Source organism: Chelatococcus albus, from assembly GCF_030067675.1.
GTDB lineage: Bacteria > Pseudomonadota > Alphaproteobacteria > Rhizobiales > Beijerinckiaceae > Chelatococcus_A > Chelatococcus_A albus.
The window spans coordinates 61,965-79,283 of record NZ_JASJEV010000013.1 but is presented as its reverse complement, the minus strand read 5'-3'; the positions used below and the strand labels follow the sequence as shown (position 1 = coordinate 79,283).

19 protein-coding genes are annotated in these 17,319 nt (G+C 68.9%); 7 read left to right on the top strand and 12 right to left on the bottom strand.

Translation table 11 applies throughout. From position 1 onward, the window contains the following. The first annotated feature begins 141 nt into the window (after positions 1-141). Positions 142-741 (top strand): LOG family protein, encoded by a 600-nt coding sequence (locus QNA08_RS16695; RefSeq protein ID WP_283741858.1) that lies wholly within the window; start codon positions 142-144, stop codon positions 739-741. 60 nt (positions 742-801) lie between these two features. Here the strand turns inward: QNA08_RS16695 and cimA are convergent, their stop codons facing one another. Together cimA and cysS are read right to left on the bottom strand one after the other, a co-directional pair. Then, positions 802-2,400 carry a citramalate synthase gene (gene cimA / locus QNA08_RS16690; RefSeq protein ID WP_283741857.1) on the bottom strand — a complete coding sequence of 533 codons (1,599 nt, stop codon included), beginning with the start codon at positions 2,398-2,400 and terminating at the stop codon, positions 802-804. 76 nt (positions 2,401-2,476) lie between these two features. Then, on the bottom strand, positions 2,477-3,946 hold the full coding sequence (gene cysS / locus QNA08_RS16685; RefSeq protein ID WP_283741856.1) for a cysteine--tRNA ligase: 1,470 nt from the start codon (positions 3,944-3,946) through the stop codon (positions 2,477-2,479). A gap of 403 nt (positions 3,947-4,349) precedes the next feature. Here cysS and QNA08_RS16680 point away from each other — a divergent pair, with 403 nt between their 5' ends. Next, complete coding sequence (locus QNA08_RS16680) at positions 4,350-4,667, top strand: hypothetical protein (RefSeq protein WP_283741855.1); 318 nt, start codon at positions 4,350-4,352, stop codon at positions 4,665-4,667. Between the two features lie 97 nt (positions 4,668-4,764). Here QNA08_RS16680 and QNA08_RS16675 read toward each other — a convergent pair whose 3' ends face one another. The 4 genes from QNA08_RS16675 to QNA08_RS16660 form a co-directional block, all read right to left on the bottom strand. Then, positions 4,765-5,250, bottom strand: coding sequence for an SRPBCC family protein (locus QNA08_RS16675; RefSeq protein ID WP_283741854.1), 486 nt, complete (start codon positions 5,248-5,250; stop codon positions 4,765-4,767). A 144-nt stretch (positions 5,251-5,394) separates the two neighbouring features. Next, positions 5,395-5,910, bottom strand: a complete 516-nt coding sequence (locus QNA08_RS16670; RefSeq protein WP_283741853.1) for a CreA family protein — start codon at positions 5,908-5,910, stop codon at positions 5,395-5,397. Between the two features lie 70 nt (positions 5,911-5,980). Beyond that, complete coding sequence (locus QNA08_RS16665) at positions 5,981-6,376, bottom strand: VOC family protein (protein ID WP_283741852.1); 396 nt, start codon at positions 6,374-6,376, stop codon at positions 5,981-5,983. 80 nt (positions 6,377-6,456) lie between these two features. Then, a complete protein-coding gene (locus tag QNA08_RS16660; protein ID WP_283741851.1) occupies positions 6,457-6,852 on the bottom strand; it encodes a VOC family protein in 396 nt (131 codons plus the stop codon). A 102-nt stretch (positions 6,853-6,954) separates the two neighbouring features. Between QNA08_RS16660 and QNA08_RS16655 the strand changes: the two genes are divergently transcribed. Then, complete coding sequence (locus QNA08_RS16655) at positions 6,955-7,173, top strand: hypothetical protein (protein ID WP_283741850.1); 219 nt, start codon at positions 6,955-6,957, stop codon at positions 7,171-7,173. 284 nt (positions 7,174-7,457) lie between these two features. Here QNA08_RS16655 and QNA08_RS16650 read toward each other — a convergent pair whose 3' ends face one another. The 5 genes from QNA08_RS16650 to QNA08_RS16630 all read right to left on the bottom strand — a co-directional run bounded on the left by QNA08_RS16650 (position 7,458) and on the right by QNA08_RS16630 (position 11,899). Further along, positions 7,458-7,673: a DUF2783 domain-containing protein gene (locus tag QNA08_RS16650; RefSeq protein WP_283741849.1), complete on the bottom strand. Its 216-nt coding sequence runs from the start codon at positions 7,671-7,673 to the stop codon at positions 7,458-7,460. A gap of 24 nt (positions 7,674-7,697) precedes the next feature. Next, entirely contained in the window at positions 7,698-9,326 is a 1,629-nt protein-coding gene (locus QNA08_RS16645; protein ID WP_283741848.1) for an FAD-dependent oxidoreductase, read from the bottom strand. A gap of 88 nt (positions 9,327-9,414) precedes the next feature. Further along, the gene (locus QNA08_RS16640; protein WP_283741847.1) at positions 9,415-10,368 is read right to left on the bottom strand and encodes an MBL fold metallo-hydrolase; all 954 of its coding nucleotides are present in this window, start codon (positions 10,366-10,368) and stop codon (positions 9,415-9,417) included. A 104-nt stretch (positions 10,369-10,472) separates the two neighbouring features. Then, on the bottom strand, positions 10,473-10,859 hold the full coding sequence (locus QNA08_RS16635; RefSeq protein ID WP_283741846.1) for a DoxX family protein: 387 nt from the start codon (positions 10,857-10,859) through the stop codon (positions 10,473-10,475). A gap of 26 nt (positions 10,860-10,885) precedes the next feature. After that, positions 10,886-11,899, bottom strand: a complete 1,014-nt coding sequence (locus QNA08_RS16630; RefSeq protein ID WP_283741845.1) for a fumarylacetoacetate hydrolase family protein — start codon at positions 11,897-11,899, stop codon at positions 10,886-10,888. 125 nt (positions 11,900-12,024) lie between these two features. Between QNA08_RS16630 and QNA08_RS16625 the strand changes: the two genes are divergently transcribed. Further along, entirely contained in the window at positions 12,025-13,119 is a 1,095-nt protein-coding gene (locus QNA08_RS16625) for a TRAP transporter substrate-binding protein (RefSeq protein ID WP_283741874.1), read from the top strand. A gap of 178 nt (positions 13,120-13,297) precedes the next feature. On the opposite strand, the gene hmgA is transcribed toward QNA08_RS16625, so the two are convergent. Continuing rightward, complete coding sequence (hmgA, locus tag QNA08_RS16620; protein WP_283741844.1) at positions 13,298-14,614, bottom strand: homogentisate 1,2-dioxygenase; 1,317 nt, start codon at positions 14,612-14,614, stop codon at positions 13,298-13,300. Positions 14,615-14,799: 185 nt separating this feature from the next. Between hmgA and QNA08_RS16615 the strand changes: the two genes are divergently transcribed. The 3 genes from QNA08_RS16615 (at position 14,800) to QNA08_RS16605 (ending at position 17,303) form a co-directional block, all read left to right on the top strand. After that, the gene (locus QNA08_RS16615; protein ID WP_283741843.1) at positions 14,800-15,327 is read left to right on the top strand and encodes a MarR family winged helix-turn-helix transcriptional regulator; all 528 of its coding nucleotides are present in this window, start codon (positions 14,800-14,802) and stop codon (positions 15,325-15,327) included. Continuing rightward, a complete protein-coding gene (maiA, locus tag QNA08_RS16610; protein ID WP_283741842.1) occupies positions 15,324-15,983 on the top strand; it encodes a maleylacetoacetate isomerase in 660 nt (219 codons plus the stop codon). The genes QNA08_RS16615 and maiA overlap by 4 nt, the downstream gene beginning before the upstream one ends. A 138-nt stretch (positions 15,984-16,121) precedes the next feature. Then, positions 16,122-17,303, top strand: coding sequence for a DUF2865 domain-containing protein (locus tag QNA08_RS16605; protein WP_283741841.1), 1,182 nt, complete (start codon positions 16,122-16,124; stop codon positions 17,301-17,303). Positions 17,304-17,319 lie beyond the last annotated feature (16 nt).

Below are 17,319 nucleotides of genomic sequence, written 5' to 3'. Positions count from 1 at the left end.
GAGCGCGGATACCTCGGATCGGATGGGAGGGATGCCTCCCGCCCGCCGCGGGAACGGTCGTGCTCAAGGGGTGTTCGTCGCTCGCGCGGACGACGCCGGCGAGGGTTGACCGCCGCCGCGTCCGCCGGCACATCCGACGCCATGAGCGAGATTCGATCCATCTGCGTCTATTGCGGTTCGGGCTCCGGCGGCGACGGGGCCTTTGTCGAGGCGGCGACCCGGCTCGGGCGCGCCATGGCAACGGACGGCCTGCGCCTCGTCTACGGCGGCGGCAATGTCGGGCTGATGGGTGCGGTGGCACGCGCCGTGCTGGAGGCGGGCGGCGATGTGACGGGCATCATTCCCGAATTCCTCACCGCCCGCGAGCGTCTGCTCGACGGGGCGCAGGAAACCATCATCGTGCCCGACATGCACACGCGCAAGCGCATGATGTACGAGCGGGCGGACGCCTTCGTCGCCCTGCCCGGCGGCGTCGGCACGCTCGAGGAACTCGTCGAGCAGCTCACCTGGGCGCAGCTGGGCCGGCACAGGAAGCCGATCCTGCTCCTCTCGACCAAGGGCTTCTGGAAGCCGCTCCTCGTCCTGCTCGCCCACATGCGCGAGCAGGGTTTCATCCGCCAGGGATTCGAGGTGTCCTACCTGGTCGCCGAGAATGTCGACGAGGTGATCCCCATGCTACGGGCGGCGGCGCGGCGGGTTGCCCATCCCGAGGCGGTCATGCCGATCGCAGAACGCTTCTGAGCCGCCTCCGGGCTGGCGGACGGCGACGGGGGCCCGTCCGTGCCCCGGGTCGTCGGAAGATCAGACCGCGTGCGCTTCGCTGCGCAGGAGCTTGTAGACGATCGAATCGGTGAGCGCCTGGAACGAGGCATCGATGATGTTGGCCGAGACGCCGACCGTGCACCAGCGGTCGCCGGTCTCGTCGCCGAACTCGATGAGCACGCGCGTCACGGCGTCCGAACCGCCCTGGAAGATGCGCACCTTGTAGTCGACGAGCTCCAGCCCCGCGATGAAGCGCTGATACTTGCCGAGGTCCTTGCGCAGGGCGAGGTCGAGCGCATTGACAGGGCCGTTGCCCTCCGCCGCCGAGATCAGCACCTCGTCACCCACCCTCACCTTCACGATCGCCTCGGCGACGGTGACGAGCTCGCCGAGGGCGTTGTGGCGCCGCTCGACATTGACGCTGAAACGCTCCACGTCGAAGAACTCCGGCACTTCCCCGAGCTCGCGCTTCGCAAGCAGAAAGAACGAGGCGTCCGCGCCCTCGTAGGCATAGCCCTGCGCCTCCTTCTCCTTCACGGCGCTGAGCAGGCGACCGACGCGCGCGTCGTCCTTGCCGAGATGGATGCCGACGCGCTCGAGCCCGGCGATGAGGTTCGAGCGCCCGGCCTGGTCGGAGACCAGCACCTGGCGCGCGTTGCCGACGCTCTCGGGCGGCACGTGCTCGTAAGTGCGCGGATCCTTGAGGACGGCCGAGGCGTGGATGCCCGCCTTCGTGGCGAAGGCGCTGGCGCCGACGTATGGCGCGTGGCGGTTCGGCGCGCGGTTGAGGATCTCGTCGAGGGCGCGCGACACCTGCGTGAGGGAGGCGAGCGCCTCGTCCGTCACGCCGATGTCGTAGCGCTCGGCATATTCGCCCTTCAGCTTGAGGGTGGGGATGAGGCTCACGAGATTGGCGTTGCCGCAGCGCTCGCCGAGACCGTTCAGGGTGCCCTGGATCTGTCGCGCGCCCGCGCGCACGGCCGCGAGCGAATTGGCGACGGCGCAGCCCGTATCGTCATGGGCATGGATGCCGAGATGGCTGCCGGGCACGTGGCCCGCCACGGCGGCGACGATGGCCTCGACCTCGTGCGGCAGGGTGCCGCCGTTGGTGTCGCACAGCACCACCCAGCGGGCGCCCGCCCCGTAGGCGGCCCTTGCACAGGCAAGGGCATAGTCGGGATTGGCCCTGTAGCCGTCGAAGAAATGCTCGCAGTCGAGCATCACCTCGAAGCCTCTGGCCTTGGCGGCCGCGACGCTTTCGCGGATGCCGGCGAGGTTCTCCTCGAGGTCCGCCTCGAGCGCCACCGTCACCTGATAGTCCCAGGACTTGGCGACGAAGCAGATGGCGTCCGCCCTGGCCTCGAGCAGCGCTGCCACGCCCGGATCGTTCGCTGCCGAGCGCCCGGCGCGCTTCGTCATGCCGAAGGCAGAGAAGCGGGCGCGGCTCGTGCGCTTCTCCTGGAAGAATGCCGTGTCGAGCGGATTGGCGCCAGGATAGCCGCCCTCGACATAGTCGACGCCGAGCCGGTCGAGCATGGCGGCGACGAGGCGCTTGTCCTCGAGCGAGAAGTCGACGCCCGTCGTCTGCGCCCCATCGCGCAGGGTGGTGTCATAGAGGTAGACGCGCTCGCGGCTCATGCCGAGGCTCCCGCCATGGCCTCGTCGGCCGGATGAGATCGGGGGCGGAAGGTCGCGCCCGCGCCTGTCGCCAGCATCATCGCGCCACCTCCCACGTCGTCGTGCCGTCCTTGTTGTCCTTGAGCACGACGCCCATGGCGGCGAGCTCGTCGCGCAGCCGGTCCGACTCGGCCCAGTTCTTCGCCTTGCGTGCCGCGGCGCGAGCGAGGATCAGGCGGTCGACCTCGGCCGGGTCGAGACCGGAGGCGGCGCGACGGCGCGCCTCCCAGTCCCGGCGCGTCTCGCGCAGGAAGCCGAGCGCCCTGAGGCTGCCGACGAGCGCCGCGCGGTCCCCCACACGGTCGAAGTGATGCAGCTCGGCAATCGCCTTGGGCGTGTTGAGGTCGTCGCAGAGCGCATCCACCACCGCGGGCGCCAGCGTATCGCTTGCCACTCCGTCGAGGAGCAGCGACCAGTCGCCGAGGATCTTCTCGCTCTCCTCCAGGCCCTTCACGGTCCAGTCGATGGGCTGGCGGTAGTGCGTACGCAGCATGTTGAAGCGGACCACCTCGCCTGGCCAGTCCTTCAGGGCATCGTGGATCGTCACGAAGTTGCCGAGCGACTTCGACATCTTCTCGCCTTCCACCTGCAGGAAGCCGTTGTGCATCCACAGATTGGCCATGCGGGGCACGTCGAAGGCGCAGCAGGACTGGGCGATCTCGTTCTCGTGGTGGGGAAAGACGAGGTCGATGCCGCCGGCGTGGATGTCGAAAGTGTTGCTGAGCGCCGGATCCTCGCAGGCGATGCGGCCGGCGAAGGCCGCAACCAGATGGCGCCAGCTCATCGCCGAGCATTCGATGTGCCAGCCGGGGCGGCCGGGGGTGGCGATGCCCGCAGGGCTCGGCCAGGCGGGCTCGTTCTCCTTCGAGGGCTTCCACAGCACGAAGTCCATCGGGTCGCGCTTGTAGGGCGCCACGTCGACACGCGCGCCGGCGAGCATCTCGTCGAGCGAGCGGCGGGCGAGCGAGCCGTAGCGCGGCACGCGCGCCAGCCTGTCCATGGCAGCAACGGAGAAGAGCACGTGCTCCTCCGCGACATAGGCGACGCCGCGCGCCACAAGCCGCTCGATGAGCATCTTCATGTCCTCGATGTGCTCGGTCGCCCGCGGCTCGAGGAAGCGTGGCGGCTCGCCCGGCAGGTTCACCTCCTCGGGCATCAGCACGCCGAGCGCCCGGATGTCGTCGTGGAACTGCTTCTCCGTCTTGCGCGTCACATCGCGGATGGCGTCATTCAACGGCACATCGGGATAGTCGCGGGCCGCGCGCGCGTTGATCTTGTCGTCCACGTCCGTGATGTTGCGGACATAGGTCACCGCCGCCTCGCCGTAGAGGTGCCGCAGCAGGCGGAACAGCAGGTCGAAGACGATGATCGGCCGCGCATTGCCGATGTGGGCGAAGTCATAGACCGTCGGCCCGCAGACGTACATGCGCACATTCTTCGGGTCGATCGGGCGGAAGTCTTCCTTCGTCCGCGTCAGGGTGTTGTAGAGCGTCAGGCTCGCGACCATGCGAATGTCCCTCCCCCCAGCGTCCCGATCCCTCGGAACAAGTGCTGTCGTAGCCTCTGTACCGATCGCCGGATGGTCGCTTGCAAGCGTTCCGACGAGCCGGCTGCCTGGCCGCTGGCCGGGAAGACGCTCCGATCTTTGGTCGAGACAGGACGGTTCCAGCCAGCGGTGGCGCTAGCGGCAAATAATCGAAATCCGGCAGATGTGCGCGGCGTCCGTCATGGCGCGGATGTTTGCCTTGTCGCGGCGAATCGGTCAAGAGGCCGCCCCGGCTTCCCCGCCCCGCGACCCCGCGCATCACAAGCCTGTGCGCCGGCGCACAGCGGGACGGCCCCCTTCAGGCTTTCTTTACACGCAGCGAAACAGATTGCCCCCGAGCAATCGCCTCAAAATGCCATTCACCATGCGCCGCTCCCTCGCCCTTCTCGGCCTTGCCGTCCCGCTCGCGATCGCCGCCGCCGTCTTCTTCGTGCCGACGGCCGAGCCGCAGGCCGCCTCGGGCTCGACCTTCGTCGTGCCGGCGCACGACGGATACGGTGTCGCGGACTGCCTGGCCTCCGGCGGCGACTGCGGCAAGACGGTCGCCGACGCCTGGTGCGCCGCCAACGGCTACCATCACGCGGCGAGCTTCGGCCCCCTGGGCCGCGACGAGGTGACGGCCTCCCTCAGTACGTCCGCGGCGCGCATGACGCCCTCCTACAGCATCACCTGCGCCGAGTAGCGCGGGCACCCTGAAAGCCTGGCCTCAGGCGGAAGGCCGGCCGCGCAGGCGGCCCGGTGCCGGCGGCGCGGCCCGATGAAACCGGGGCCGCGGCGTGTCAGAGCCTGGCGACGAGGGCCGCGAGCTGGTCGGTGCACTGCCCCCAGCCCTCGTGGAAATTCATCTGTTCGTGGGCCTCGCGGTCGGCGACCGTCCAGTGGCGCACGCGGGCGGTGTAGCGGGTCCTGCCGCCCTCGTCCTCGAAGGTCAGGATCACCGTCATGAACGGCTTCTGCGAGGGTACCCAGGCCTCGGTATAGGCATCGGTGATGACCAGACGCTCGTTCTCGATGACTTCGAGATAGATGCCCCGGTTCGGCAGATCATTGCCATCCGGGTCGCGCATGACGATGAGGTTCGCGCCTCCGGGGCGCACGTCGAGCTCCGCGACGGGGGTCGTGTAGGGCAGCGGCGCAAACCACTGCTTGAGAAGCTCAGGATCCGTCCATGCCCGGAACAGCTTCTCGCGCGGCGCATCAATCAGGCGGGTCAACACGAGCTCGCGGTCCGACCCGGCGGGGGCAATCTGGGCTGCTGCGGTCATTCGCCTTCTCCTCCTGGCGCGTCCATGCACAGGACGAACGGGCAAGGCGCGAACCGACAGGGCCTGTCCTCAATCATGCTTGCAGATCGGCCGCCGCGCGGCCTGTGGCCCGACGGGCCGGCCCGGCGGCGAGGACAAGGCGGCTCAGCCCTTCAGCCAATCGGCGCATTTCGGCGGCTCCGCGCCGCCCCAGGGCGTGATCGGCACGCTGGAGGTACCGTTCTTGGGCGACCCCTCGATCGGCCGGTCCGAATAGACCATGTAGACGAGCGTGTTGCGCTTCACGTCGCATCCGCGGACGATCTGCATGCGCTTGAAGATCAGGGAGCGGCGCTCGCTGAAGACGAGTTCCCCCTGCTCGAATTTTTCCTTGAAGCGGACCGGGCCGATCTGGGCGCAGGAGAGCGAGATGTCGGAGACCTCCTCCGCCACGCCGAACATGCCCTTCACGCCGCCGCGCTCGGGCGTGGTGTAGTGGCAGGCGATGCCCTCCACCACCGGATCATCGATGCCGTAGGTGGCGAGCTTGTCGTCCGGGGTCAGCATCTTCCAGACCGTGGACTTCTTGAAGATGAGATCCGGCCCGCCGGCATAGGCGGCCGGCACCAGGCCGGCGAGCCCGAGCCCGAGCGTGGCGACGGCGAGAGCGAGACGGAACATCGGTACCTCCTCGAAACAGGCCTCCATATGGTCCCGCCCCCGCGCCCGCGCCAGAGCCGACCTGGTGCGCTCAGGCCGGTGCGTGGCAGACGCAGCAGAGCTTGTTGCCGGCCGGGTCGCGCACATAGGCGCCGTAGAAGTCCGGGTGGTAGTGCGCTCGCAGGCCGGGCGCCCCCTCGTCCATGCCGCCTGCGGCGAGCGCGGCGGCGTGGAAGGCGTCGACCTCGTCGCGCCGCGCGGCGTTGAAGGCGATCGTGACCCCGTTGCCTGGCGCCGCCGGCGCGCCGTCGAACGGACGGCCGATGCAGATCAAGGGGCCGCGCCCCTCCTGCGCCACCTCATAGCCCACCCAGCCGCTCTCCGGCTCATGGAAGCGGCGCCGCAGGCCGAGAGTGGCGAGCACCGTGTCGTAGAAGGCGACGGCGGCGTCGAGATCGTTCGTTCCGATGGTGACGTGACTGAACATGCGGCCTCTCCGGTTTCGCGGGCGTGCAGGCTACTGAACCTGCACGCCCGGCTTCTGTCGGGAGCGGCTCGGGCTGCGACTCACGCCGGCGGCTTGTGGCAGACGCAGCAGAGCTTGTTGCCGTCGAGGTCGCGCACATAGGCGCCGTAGTAATCGGCGTGGTAGTGCGGCCGCAGGCCCGGCGCGCCCTCGTCCCTGGCGCCAGCGGCCAGCGCCGCGGCATGAAAGGCGTCGACCGCGGCCCGGTTCTTTGCCTCGAAGGCGATCGTGACGCCGTTGCCGACCGTCGCCGCCTTGCCGTCGATCGGCTTCAGGAGCCAGAACTGCGGCGTCGTGCCTTCCGCGCGGGCGTAGCCCGCATAGCCGTGCTCCGCGCTCGCGTCGATGCAGCTCCAGCCGAGCGGGGGCAGGATCGTGTCGTAGAAGGCGCGGGCCTTGGGAAAATCATTCGTGCCGAGCGTGACGTGGCTGAACATCGCCTGTCTCCACAGTTTGATTACATCATCGAAGACAACGGACTCGAACCGAAACGACCACAGGCTATACACGAGCGCATCGACGAGCAGGATGGACCCGCCATGAGCACGTTGCCGCAGACCAAGATCGACACCCTCGTCGCCCTGCGCGGCCGGCTCGACAAGCGCGCCGAGGAGATCCGGCGCGAGCTCGCGCCGATCGGCACGCGGCTGATCTCCCCGCCCGCCGCCGGCATCGACGACATCGCCCTCCTCATCGAGACCGAGGCCGCCATCATCGACGCCCTCGTCGCCCTCGGGAAGGCACCAGACGCGGTGTAAGGGCGCGGTCTGCGCCGTCATCCGGCGGTTTGCGCCCCCCGAAACATCCCGGGACCGGCGAAGCCGGAGAGCGGGACCCGGAACCGACGCAGGCGATCCGGGCGGCGCGACGCCGGCTGCACCCTTGCGACAGCCGGAGCTGTTTGCGGATCCCGGACAGCTCTTGCACCGCTTCCGGGATGACCGGGCGGAGGTTGACACGGGGAGCATCGTCCTCCGGCCGGCACGCTCCACGTCCGACCGCCCGCAACATTGCACGAAGGGCCGTTGATCCGTCCTGCGCACTATGCGGGATGCGGCGCCTCCTTCTCCCCTGCCTGTCGGGCAAGGACGATCGCTTCGGCGAGCAGCGCCCGGTCGCCGATGTGATTGGCGAGGATCAGGACGAGGCGGGCGTTGAGGGCGGCACTCTCCGCTTCCGACAGGCCGCGGTGCGCCTCCACGATCGTACGGAAGGCGGCGTCCGGATTGTCGAAGTTCGAGGATGTGGACAGGGACATGGTCGGCTTCCTCTCCTCGTCGCCTCAGGCGCGCCCGCAGGCGCGATCGAGGGCGGCCTTCACCCGCTCGGGCGTCGGATGGCGGAAGCGAGCCGCCACATGGCCGTCCGGGCGCACGAGGCAGGCGTTGCCCGGCTCCATGGCGTAGCGCGCGGCGAAATGGCCCTGTCCGTCAGCGAAGCCACCGCCGCCAGCCTCCCGCCCTGCCGTGGCGACGACGACGCGTGCAACCCCCTCCGGCACCTCGGGCAGGACGCCATTGCGGGCGGCGACGAGCGTGAAGCCGCCACGCACGGCCTCCGTCAGCCAGACGGCCCGGCCCGCCTCGTCGGTAAGCGGTGCATCGACGAGCGGCGCGCCGGGCGCAACGCCCCCCTCCCAAGTCTCCTCGTCCGGCGTCGAGAGGGGCGTGTCGTAGGCCGTGGGCAACGAGAGCCTGCCGGAATTGACCATGCGCCGGGCGAAATCCGCATGGCGGGCGAGCGACAGCACGGCGTCGCGCAGGATGCGCTCGGCCGGCGAATGGGGGGCGATGAAGTCGGTCGAGCGGGTGGAATGGGCGATGTTCTCGTCCGCCGCCTGGCCGCGCTCGAGGTCGTAGCTGTCGAGGAGCGAGGCGGGCGCCTCGCCCTTGACGACGAGCGCGAGCTTCCAGGCCAGGTTGTCGGCGTCCTGCACGCCGGAATTGGCGCCGCGCGCGCCGAAGGGAGACACCTGATGGGCGCTGTCGCCGGCGAAGACGACGCGGCCGTGCACGAAGCGATCGATGCGCCGGCACTGGAACTTGTAGATCGACACCCATTCGAGCGTGAAGGCGTCATGCCCCAGCATGCGCGCGATGCGCGGCACGACGTTCTCCGGCCGCCGCTCGACCTCCGCGTCGGCGTGCGGCCCGAGCTGCAGGTCGATGCGCCAGACATCGTCCGGCTGCTTGTGCAGAAGCGCCGACTGGCCGGAATGGAACGGCGGGTCGAACCAGAACCAGCGCTCGGTGGGGAACTCCGCCGTCATCTTCACGTCGGCGATGAGGAACTGGTCCTCGAAGACCTCGCCGGCGAAGTCGAGGCCGAGCATGCTCCGCACGGACGAGCGCGAACCGTCGCAGGCCACGAGCCAGTCCGCCGCCAGCCGGTAGGGCCCCTCCGGCGTGTCGATGGTGACGAGCACGAGGTCGTTGCGGCGCTCGACTCCGACCACCTTGTTGCGCCAGCGCAGGTCGACCCCGGGCAGTTCGGCCGCCCGTTCGACGAGATAGGCCTCGGCGTAGTATTGCTGCAGGTTGATGAAGGCCGGCATCTTGTGACCGCCTTCGGGCAGGAGGTCGAACTGATAGGCGAGTTCCTCGCCGTGGAAGACCTTGCCGACCTGCCAGACGACCCCTTTCTCCACCATGCGCTCGCCGACGCCGAGCCTGTCCCAGATTTCCAGCGTGCGCTTGGCGAAGCAGATGGCGCGGGACCCCTCGCCGATGCGGTCGGCATCGTCGAGGACGACGACCGGCACATTCTTGAGCGCGAGGTCGACAGCGAGCGACAGTCCGACGGGCCCGGCGCCGACGACGACCACGGGATGATGGACCGGGGGTCGCGCATCCTGGTCCGGCGAACGGCGATAGCCGAATTGATAGAGTGACTTGCGATCCCCCGATGACATGGCGATTCATCCCCTCGCGTTTCAGCCCTGATGTCCTTGTTGCCCCTTCCTCGTCAGCGGGAAGGCTTGCCGGGCGCGGCAGGCAGGCTCAGCCCTTCAGTTCGGCCCACATCTCCCGGTCGCGCACGTCCGTCCAGATACGCGGATGGTCGATGCCCTTCGCCTCGTCGTAGGCGCGAGCGACATCGAAGGGCAGGCAGTGCTCGAAAATGACCCAGTCGCCGTAGGCGGGCTTCAGCGCGGCGTAGGCAACATCGAAAGTCTCGCGCAGGGGGCGACCCTTGGCGACGCTGCCCTGCACGCTGGCATAGAGGTCGACGAGGAAGGCGCGCGTGCCGGCGATGCCGTCGCGCACCATGGCGCGCGTCGTCAGCGCCGCGCCGCGGCCCGGCACCATGGCGGCGGCGTCGAAATCGTCGAGATTGTCGAGCGTCTTCGGCCAGTCGGCGAAATGGGCGTCGCCGCAATAGGGCGTGGCGCCGTATTCGACGAGGTCGCCGGCGAAGATGACATTGCAGTCCGGGATGAAGGCGACGATGTCGCCCGCCGTGTGGCCGCGGCCGAGCTGCAGGAGGCGCACCTCGCGCTTGCCGAGCCAGATCGACATGGCGCCTGTGAAGGTGAGCGACGGCCAGGTCAGGCCCTCGATCGTCTCGGCGCCGCGGAAGAGGCGCGGGAAGCGGCCGATCTCGGACGCCTTGTCCTGCTCGCCACGCTCCACGATCATGGCGCGGGCGGCGTCGGAGGCGACGATCTCGCGCGCATGATAGGCCGGGGCGCCGAGCACGCGCACGGCGTGGTAGTGCGACAGCACGACATGGGTGACGGGCTTGTCCGTCACCTGCCGGATGCGGGCGATGACGCCCTCGGCCATGGCGGGCGTCGCCTGCGCATCGAAGACGAGCACACCCTCGTCGCCCACGACGACGCCGGAATTCGGGTCGCCCTCGGCCGTATAGGCATAGACGCCCGCAGCGATCTCGTCGAAGGACGCCTTCTTCTCTTCGAGGTCGCCGGTCGAGGCGAAGGCCGTCTTGCTCATCTTCATGCTCCACACAGTGACGGATATTCGAAGCGGCCGCGCCGGTGGGGCGCGGCCCCGCAGCGGCGGCGGCGCATGGGGTCGGGCCGCGCCGCTCTCATCGCTCAGCGCCCTCCCCGCGCATCGAGAGAGAAGCGGCCGGCGCCCGCGACCATGAGCGCGAGGAAGCCGCCCGCGATCGAGAGGTTCTTCATGAAGTTGATCATCTGCATGCGGTCGCCCGGCTGCAGGTGGAACAGGAGGGCGGACAGGATGGAGAAGCCCGCGAGCGCCAGCGCCGCCCAGCGCGTCTGCCAGCCGAGGACGATCGCAAGCCCCCCGCCGAACTCGACGAGGATGACGAGCGGCAGCAGGATCCCCGGCACGCCGGCGCTCTCCATATAGGCCGCCGCGCCGGCATAGCCCGCGATCTTGCCAAAGCCCGACTGCACGAAGATCGCCGCCAGGAGCATACGCCCTATGACAAGCGCCAGATCGTTCACGGTCTGCATCTGCACCTCCCCTGCCCTGTGGACGGTCAGCCGCCGTATCGGCGCACCGTCTGCTCGATGGCGCCGAAGATAGAATGGCCGGCGCGATCCTTCATCTCGATGCGCACCCGGTCGCCGAAGCCGAGGAAGGGCGTGCGCACCTCGCCGAAGCGAATGGTCTCCACCGTGCGCTGCTCCGCGATGCAGGAATAGCCGAGGCCGCCTTCGGCGATGGGTTTGCCCGGCCCGCCGTCCGCGTCCTTGTTCGATACGGTACCCGAGCCGACGATGCAGCCGGCGCCGAGCGGCCGGGTCTTGGCGGCATGTGCCAGGAGCCGGGGGAAGTCGAAGGTCATGTCGACGCCTGCGTCGGGGCGGCCGAAGGGCTCGCCGTTGACGGCGGAGAGGAGCGGCAGCGAGACCTTGCCCCCGTCCCAGGCATCGCCGAGCTCGTCGGGCGTGACCGCCACGGGCGAGAAGGCGGAGGAGGGCTTCGACTGGAAGAAGCCGAATCCCTTGGCGAGCTCGGCCGGGATGAGATTGCGCAGCGACACGTCGTTGACGAGCATGACGAGGCGGATCGCCGCGCGGGCGGTGGCGAGGTCCGCGCCCATCGGCACGTCGCCGGTGATCACGGCGATCTCCGCCTCGAAATCGATGCCGTAGGCCTCGTCGGCCATCAGGATGTCGTCGCGCGGGCCGAGGAAGGTGTCCGAGCCTCCCTGGTACATCAGCGGGTCGGTCCAGAAGGACGCCGGCATCTCGGCGCCGCGCGCCTTGCGCACCAGTTCCACGTGGTTGACGTAGGCCGAGCCGTCCGCCCACTGGTAGGCGCGCGGCAGGGGCGAGGCGCAGTCGTGCTCGTGGAAGCGGAAGGACGGCACGGAGCCGTGCTCGAGCTGCTCGGCGAGGTCGGCGAGCCGCGGCGCCACGCGCTCCCAGTCGTCGAGCGCCGCCTGCAGGGTCGGCACGACGATGAAGGCGTCGGTCGCACGGGTGAGGTCCTTCGAGACCACGACGAGGCGGCCGTCACGGCCGTGCTTCAGAGAGGCGAGCTTCACTTTTCAATGTCTCCGGGGCAGAGGGCTCCTGCGCTGCAGGCCGTTCCGCAGGGCGCGGCGATCTGCTTATGTGCGCGCAAAGCAACTTTACATTCCGCAGCAATGCTTGGGAGGACACCCGCATGATGAGGCGCCGCGACTTCCTGAAGGCCGGAGCGGTGGCGACGGGGGCCGGCGCGTCGGCCATCGCCGCCCCGGCGATCGCGCAATCCATGCCCGAGGTCAGATGGCGGCTGACGTCGAGCTTTCCCAAATCGCTCGACGCCCTCTTCGGCAATGCCGAGGCCTTCGCCCGCTACGTCGCCGAGGCGACCGACAACCGCTTCCAGATCCAGTGCTTCGGGCCGGGCGAAATCGTGCCGGCCCTGCAGGCCATGGATGCCGCGGCGAACGGCACCGTCGATTGCGCCCATACGCCGATCTATTTCTACATCGGCAAGGAATCGGCGCTTGCCTTCGGCACGGGCGTGCCCTTCAGCTTCAACTCGCGCCTGCAATATGCCTGGCTCGTCAACGGCGGCGGCAATGCACTGATGGACGAGGCGCTCACCCGATTCAATGTCGTGGGCTTTCCCTGCGGCCAGTCCGGCACGCAGATGGGCGGCTGGTTCCGCAAGGAGATCAAGGAACCGTCCGACTGGCAGTGCCTCAAGTTCCGCATCGGCGGGCTCGGCGGGCAGGTGCTGGCGCGGCTCGGCGTCGTGCCGCAGCAGATCGGCGGTGGCGACATCTATCCTGCGCTCGAGCGCGGCACAATCGACGCGGCCGAGTTCGTGAGCCCTTACGACGACGAGAAGCTCGGTTTCGCGCGCGTCGCCAAATACTACTACGCCCCCGGCTTCTGGGAGGGCGGCGCCATGCTCCACATGGTCGTCAACAGGGAGCGCTGGGACGCCCTGCCCAAACACTACCAGGCCGTCATGCGGCAGGCCGCGGAGGCCTCCATGAACGCCATGCTCGCCAAGTACGACGCCTTCAACGGCCCGGCGCTCAAGCGCCTCATCGCCGGCGGCACGGAGGTGCGCATCTTCCCGAACAACGTGCTCGACGCCGCCTGGAAGGCCGCCCACGACCTCTACAGCGAGATGGCGGCGCAGAACCCGCTTTTCAAACGCGCGCTCGATTCGATGATCGCCTTCCGCACCGAGAACTACCTCTGGTGGCAGGTGAACGAGTACGCCTTCGACAGCTACATGATCCGCAACCGCACGAAGGTGTGAGCGCGGCCACCGGGCCCTTCGCCCGTCATCCCGGAAGCGGCGGAGCCGCTGTCCGGGATGCAGAACCGCTGCCGGGAGAGGATGAGGCACGGGGGGCGTCACGCGTTCTGGAATCAATGCATCGATGCTGCGCCGGCCGGCGCGACGACCCCGCCTGCCGGCCTGCCTCACCACGATCTCACCACGTGGGCTCGCGGCTCGTGGGGTCGAAGTGCTTCTTCAGGCCCTTCCAGCAATCGATGTAACCGTGCTCAAGGGCCGAGTGCTCGGCGGCAAAGCGCGTGACGCGCTGGGGGAAGCGCGTCTCGAACATGAAGGCCATCGTGCCGGTGAGCTTGACGGGCTTCATCTCCTCGTTGCTGGCGTGCTGGAACGCCTTCTCGTCCGGACCGTGCGGCAGCATCTGGTTGTGCAGGCTCATGCCGCCCGGCACGAAGCCCTCGGGCTTGGCGTCGTAGACGCCGTAGATGAGGCCCATGAACTCCGACATGAGGTTGCGGTGGTACCACGGCGGGCGGAAGGTGTTTTCCGCCACGAGCCACCGTTCAGGGAAGATGACGAAGTCGACATTCGCCGTGCCGGGCGTCTCGGAGGGCGCCGTCAGCACCGTGAAGATGGACGGGTCGGGATGGTCGAAGCTGATGGCCCCGACCGGCGAGAAGTGCCTGAGATCGTACTTGTAGGGCGCGTAGTTGCCGTGCCAGGCGACCACGTCGAGCGGCGACTGGCCGATATCCGTGCGATAGAGCTCCCCGCCCCATTTGACGAAGAGCGTGGAGGGCTCCTCCTTGTCCTCGTAGGCGGCCGTGGGCGTCAGGAAATCACGCGGGTTGGCGAGGCAGTTGGCGCCGATGGGGCCCCGGTCCGGCAGTGTGAAGGAGCCGCCGTAGTTCTCGCAGACATAGGCGCGCGCCGGGCCGTCGAGGAGCTCCACCTTGAAGATGACGCCGCGGGGGATCATGCAGATCTCGCCCGGCTCGATGTCGATGACGCCGAACTCGGTGCGGAAGCGCAGGCGCCCCTGCTGGGCAACGACGAGGAACTCGCCGTCGGCGTTGAAGAAATACTCCCGCTCCATCGAGCGCGTGACGAGAAGCAGATGCGCCGCCATGCCAACCTGCGTGTCGGAGTCGCCCGCCGTCGTGATGGTGTGCAGGCCGTTGACGAAGGTCAGCGCGGTGTTGGGGATCGGAATCGGCGCCCAACGCAGTTGCCCGATGGGCAGCTCGCTCTCCTCGCGCGCCGCCGGCGCCGTGCGCAGGAGCCCCTTCTCCACCTTGGTGTAGCGGCCGGAGTGCTTCACGGTCGGCCGGATGCGATAGAGCCACGAGCGCTGGTTCGTCGCCTGCGGGGCGGTGAAGGGCGAGCCCGAAAGCTGCTCGGCATAGAGCCCGTAGTTGACCTTCTGGGGCGAGTTCCGGCCGATCGGGAGTGCGCCGGGGAGGGCCTCCGTCTCGAAGCTGTTGCCGAAGCCGGACATGTATCCGTTGACCATGACCTCTCCTCCCTCTGCCGCCGTCTCCCCGCCGGCATCCGCGCGCGGGGCACTGCCCGTCACCGACCGTGGCCCGGCGGACATCAGCTCCCCGCCGGGGATGCGCACTCGATGCGGTGGTGCTACCCAGCGAATGCGGGCCGGCCGTTGACGGCGCAGCCTGTTTGATCCAGAATTAGTTACATATGAAACTAATGTCAACCGAGCCCGACAACACCGACGCCGAACGCCGGCGAGCGCCCTCCCCGCCGGACATGCTACGGCTCGACAGCTTCCTGCCCTACCGTCTCAACGTGCTCGCCCAGGTGGTGTCGGAGGGGCTGGCGCGCATCTATTCGCAGCGTTTCGGCATCGGCATTCCGGAGTGGCGCATCATCGCCACGCTCGGCGAATTCGGGCAGATGACGGCGCGCGACGTCGGCGCGCACAGCCGCATGCACAAGACCAAGGTGTCGCGCGCCGTGGCTTCCCTCGAGGAGCGCGGCCTCGTCGAGCGCCGCGCCAACGAGGAGGACCGCCGCGAGGCTTTCCTGTCCCTGACGCCGGCGGGGCTCAAGGTCTATGCCGGCATCACGCCGCTGGCGCTCGGCTATGCGGAACGGCTGACCGAGGGCCTCGCGGCCGAGGACCTCGAGACCCTGGAGCGCATCATCGCCCAGCTCACCGAGCGTTCGGGCATCCTGCAGCAGGAACCGCCGGAGATCGACCTGTGACCATCCCGCAGCTCACCCTCTACAGCTATTTCCGCTCCTCGGCGGCGTTCCGCGTGCGCATTGCCCTCAACCTCAAGGGCGTCGCCTACGACATCGTGCCCGTTCACCTCCTGCGCGACGGCGGTGAGCACAGGAAGGACTGGTACAAGGTCATCAATCCGCAGATGCGCGTACCCTCCCTCGCCGTCGAGCACGGCGGCGAGCGGCGCATCCTCATCCAGTCGCCGGCGATCTTGGAGTGGATCGAGGAGACCTTCCCGCGCCCGGCGCTGCTGCCGCACGACCCCATCGAGCGCTCAAGGGTGCGCAGCATCGCAGCGATCGTCGCCTGCGACATCCACCCCCTCAACAATGTCGGCGTCCTGAACTACCTCAAGGGCCCCCTGGGCCAGGGGCAGGAGGCGGTTTCTGCCTGGTACGCCCACTGGATTCGCACGGGTTTCGAGGCCATCGAGCAGATGATCGCGCCCGCGCCCTACGCCTGTGGCGACAGACCCACGCTCGCCGACCTGCATCTCGTGCCGCAGGTCTTCAACGCCCGCCGCTTCAAGGTGCCGATCGACGACTTTCCGAGGATCCTCGCCGCCACCGAGGCGGCGATGATGCTCGAGGCCTTCGCCAGGGCCGCGCCCGAGGCACAGCCCGACGCCGAGTGACGCAGAGGCGGCCTCTCCTCTTGCTTTCAGGGCGCGGTGCGGCTTCACAGGAGCCGCACCACACTTTAGTCAATCTCGGGCTCTCTTATCCGGCCGCCGAGTCGGACGCGCCCTCCGACAGTCGAGAACAGAGACACGATGGCCGCCCGTTCCGCGCCGACCTTCATTGCGAGCGCCCTCATGCTCCTGACCGGCACGGTCGTCGCCGTGGCGCAGTCGCCCATGTGCGAACGCTATCGCGCCGAACTCGCCTCGATCGAGCGCAATGCCCCCGATCCGCGCGCGCGCCAATACGAGCAGGCGGCCCAGCGGCAGCGCGCCGAGCTCAACCAGACGATGGCGCAGTACCAGCGCATGGGCTGCGATCGCGGGCGCTTCCTGTTCTTCGGCGATGCGCCGCCGCCGGAATGCGGGAGCTTGCGCGCCCGCATCAGCCAGATGCAGGCCAATCTCGACCAGCTCCTGCGCCAGGCCGACCAGTTCGGCGGCGGGCCCGGCGTCGAGATCCGCCGCCGCCAGCTCCTCGCCGCCATCGACCAGGCCTGCCGGCCGGGTGGCGATCGCGCTCCCGGCTTCTTCGAGCGTCTGTTCGGCACGGAGCCCTCCCGGCCCGACGGGCCGCTCGACAACGTGCCGCCGATCATCGACGAGCAGCAGCAGGCGCGCGGCGGCGGCCGCGCCGTCTGCGTGCGCGCCTGCGACGGCTATTTCTTCCCGCTGCCGACGGGCAGCCGCGAGAACGGCCAGGAGATGTGCCAGGCGTTGTGCCCCGGCGCGCAGACCAGCCTCTACTTCATGCCGACCACCGGCGTCATCGAACAGGCGGTGAGCGCCAGCGGCCAGCCCTATACGTCGCTGCCCAACGCCTCGCGCTACGAGAAGGCCTACGACCAGAGCTGTTCCTGCCGCGCCGCCGGCCAGAGCTGGGCCGAGGCCCTGCAGAACGCCGAGGCGATGCTCGGCTCGCGCAAGAGCGACATCATCGTGACGCCCGAGAAGGCCGAGGAGCTTTCCCGCCCGCGCACGGCGGCGGAGGCGCAACGCAAGGCGAAGGACGCCAGGACGGCCAAGGGCAAGCCGCTGCCGGGCGACGACCTGGAGGCCGAATCCCCCGCCGAGGCCGCGAGCGCCCTTCCCACCGGGGGCCAGGAGTCGGCCGGCATCGGCCCCCAGGACATCCGCGACGACAAGACGCTCACCCAGCGCGAGGGCCTGACGCAGGAGGTCACCACCGCCGACGGCGCCAAGCGCAAGGTGCGGATCGTGGCCCCGAACGTCATCGCCGTGCCGCAGATGCAGCAGCAGACGAAGACGCAGTAACCGGCGGGCGGGCCTG

Bases quoted from the DNA above. Each gene is read 5' to 3' on its own strand.
- QNA08_RS16695 (WP_283741858.1), top strand. From the start codon at position 142: ATGAGCGAGATTCGATCCATCTGCGTCTATTGCGGTTCGGGCTCCGGC.
- cimA (WP_283741857.1), bottom strand. From the start codon at position 2,400: ATGAGCCGCGAGCGCGTCTACCTCTATGACACCACCCTGCGCGATGGG.
- cysS (WP_283741856.1), bottom strand. From the start codon at position 3,946: ATGGTCGCGAGCCTGACGCTCTACAACACCCTGACGCGGACGAAGGAA.
- QNA08_RS16680 (WP_283741855.1), top strand. From the start codon at position 4,350: ATGCGCCGCTCCCTCGCCCTTCTCGGCCTTGCCGTCCCGCTCGCGATC.
- QNA08_RS16675 (WP_283741854.1), bottom strand. From the start codon at position 5,250: ATGACCGCAGCAGCCCAGATTGCCCCCGCCGGGTCGGACCGCGAGCTC.
- QNA08_RS16670 (WP_283741853.1), bottom strand. From the start codon at position 5,910: ATGTTCCGTCTCGCTCTCGCCGTCGCCACGCTCGGGCTCGGGCTCGCC.
- QNA08_RS16665 (WP_283741852.1), bottom strand. From the start codon at position 6,376: ATGTTCAGTCACGTCACCATCGGAACGAACGATCTCGACGCCGCCGTC.
- QNA08_RS16660 (WP_283741851.1), bottom strand. From the start codon at position 6,852: ATGTTCAGCCACGTCACGCTCGGCACGAATGATTTTCCCAAGGCCCGC.
- QNA08_RS16655 (WP_283741850.1), top strand. From the start codon at position 6,955: ATGAGCACGTTGCCGCAGACCAAGATCGACACCCTCGTCGCCCTGCGC.
- QNA08_RS16650 (WP_283741849.1), bottom strand. From the start codon at position 7,673: ATGTCCCTGTCCACATCCTCGAACTTCGACAATCCGGACGCCGCCTTC.
- QNA08_RS16645 (WP_283741848.1), bottom strand. From the start codon at position 9,326: ATGTCATCGGGGGATCGCAAGTCACTCTATCAATTCGGCTATCGCCGT.
- QNA08_RS16640 (WP_283741847.1), bottom strand. From the start codon at position 10,368: ATGAGCAAGACGGCCTTCGCCTCGACCGGCGACCTCGAAGAGAAGAAG.
- QNA08_RS16635 (WP_283741846.1), bottom strand. From the start codon at position 10,859: ATGCAGACCGTGAACGATCTGGCGCTTGTCATAGGGCGTATGCTCCTG.
- QNA08_RS16625 (WP_283741874.1), top strand. From the start codon at position 12,025: ATGAGGCGCCGCGACTTCCTGAAGGCCGGAGCGGTGGCGACGGGGGCC.
- hmgA (WP_283741844.1), bottom strand. From the start codon at position 14,614: ATGGTCAACGGATACATGTCCGGCTTCGGCAACAGCTTCGAGACGGAG.
- QNA08_RS16615 (WP_283741843.1), top strand. From the start codon at position 14,800: ATGAAACTAATGTCAACCGAGCCCGACAACACCGACGCCGAACGCCGG.
- QNA08_RS16605 (WP_283741841.1), top strand. From the start codon at position 16,122: ATGGCCGCCCGTTCCGCGCCGACCTTCATTGCGAGCGCCCTCATGCTC.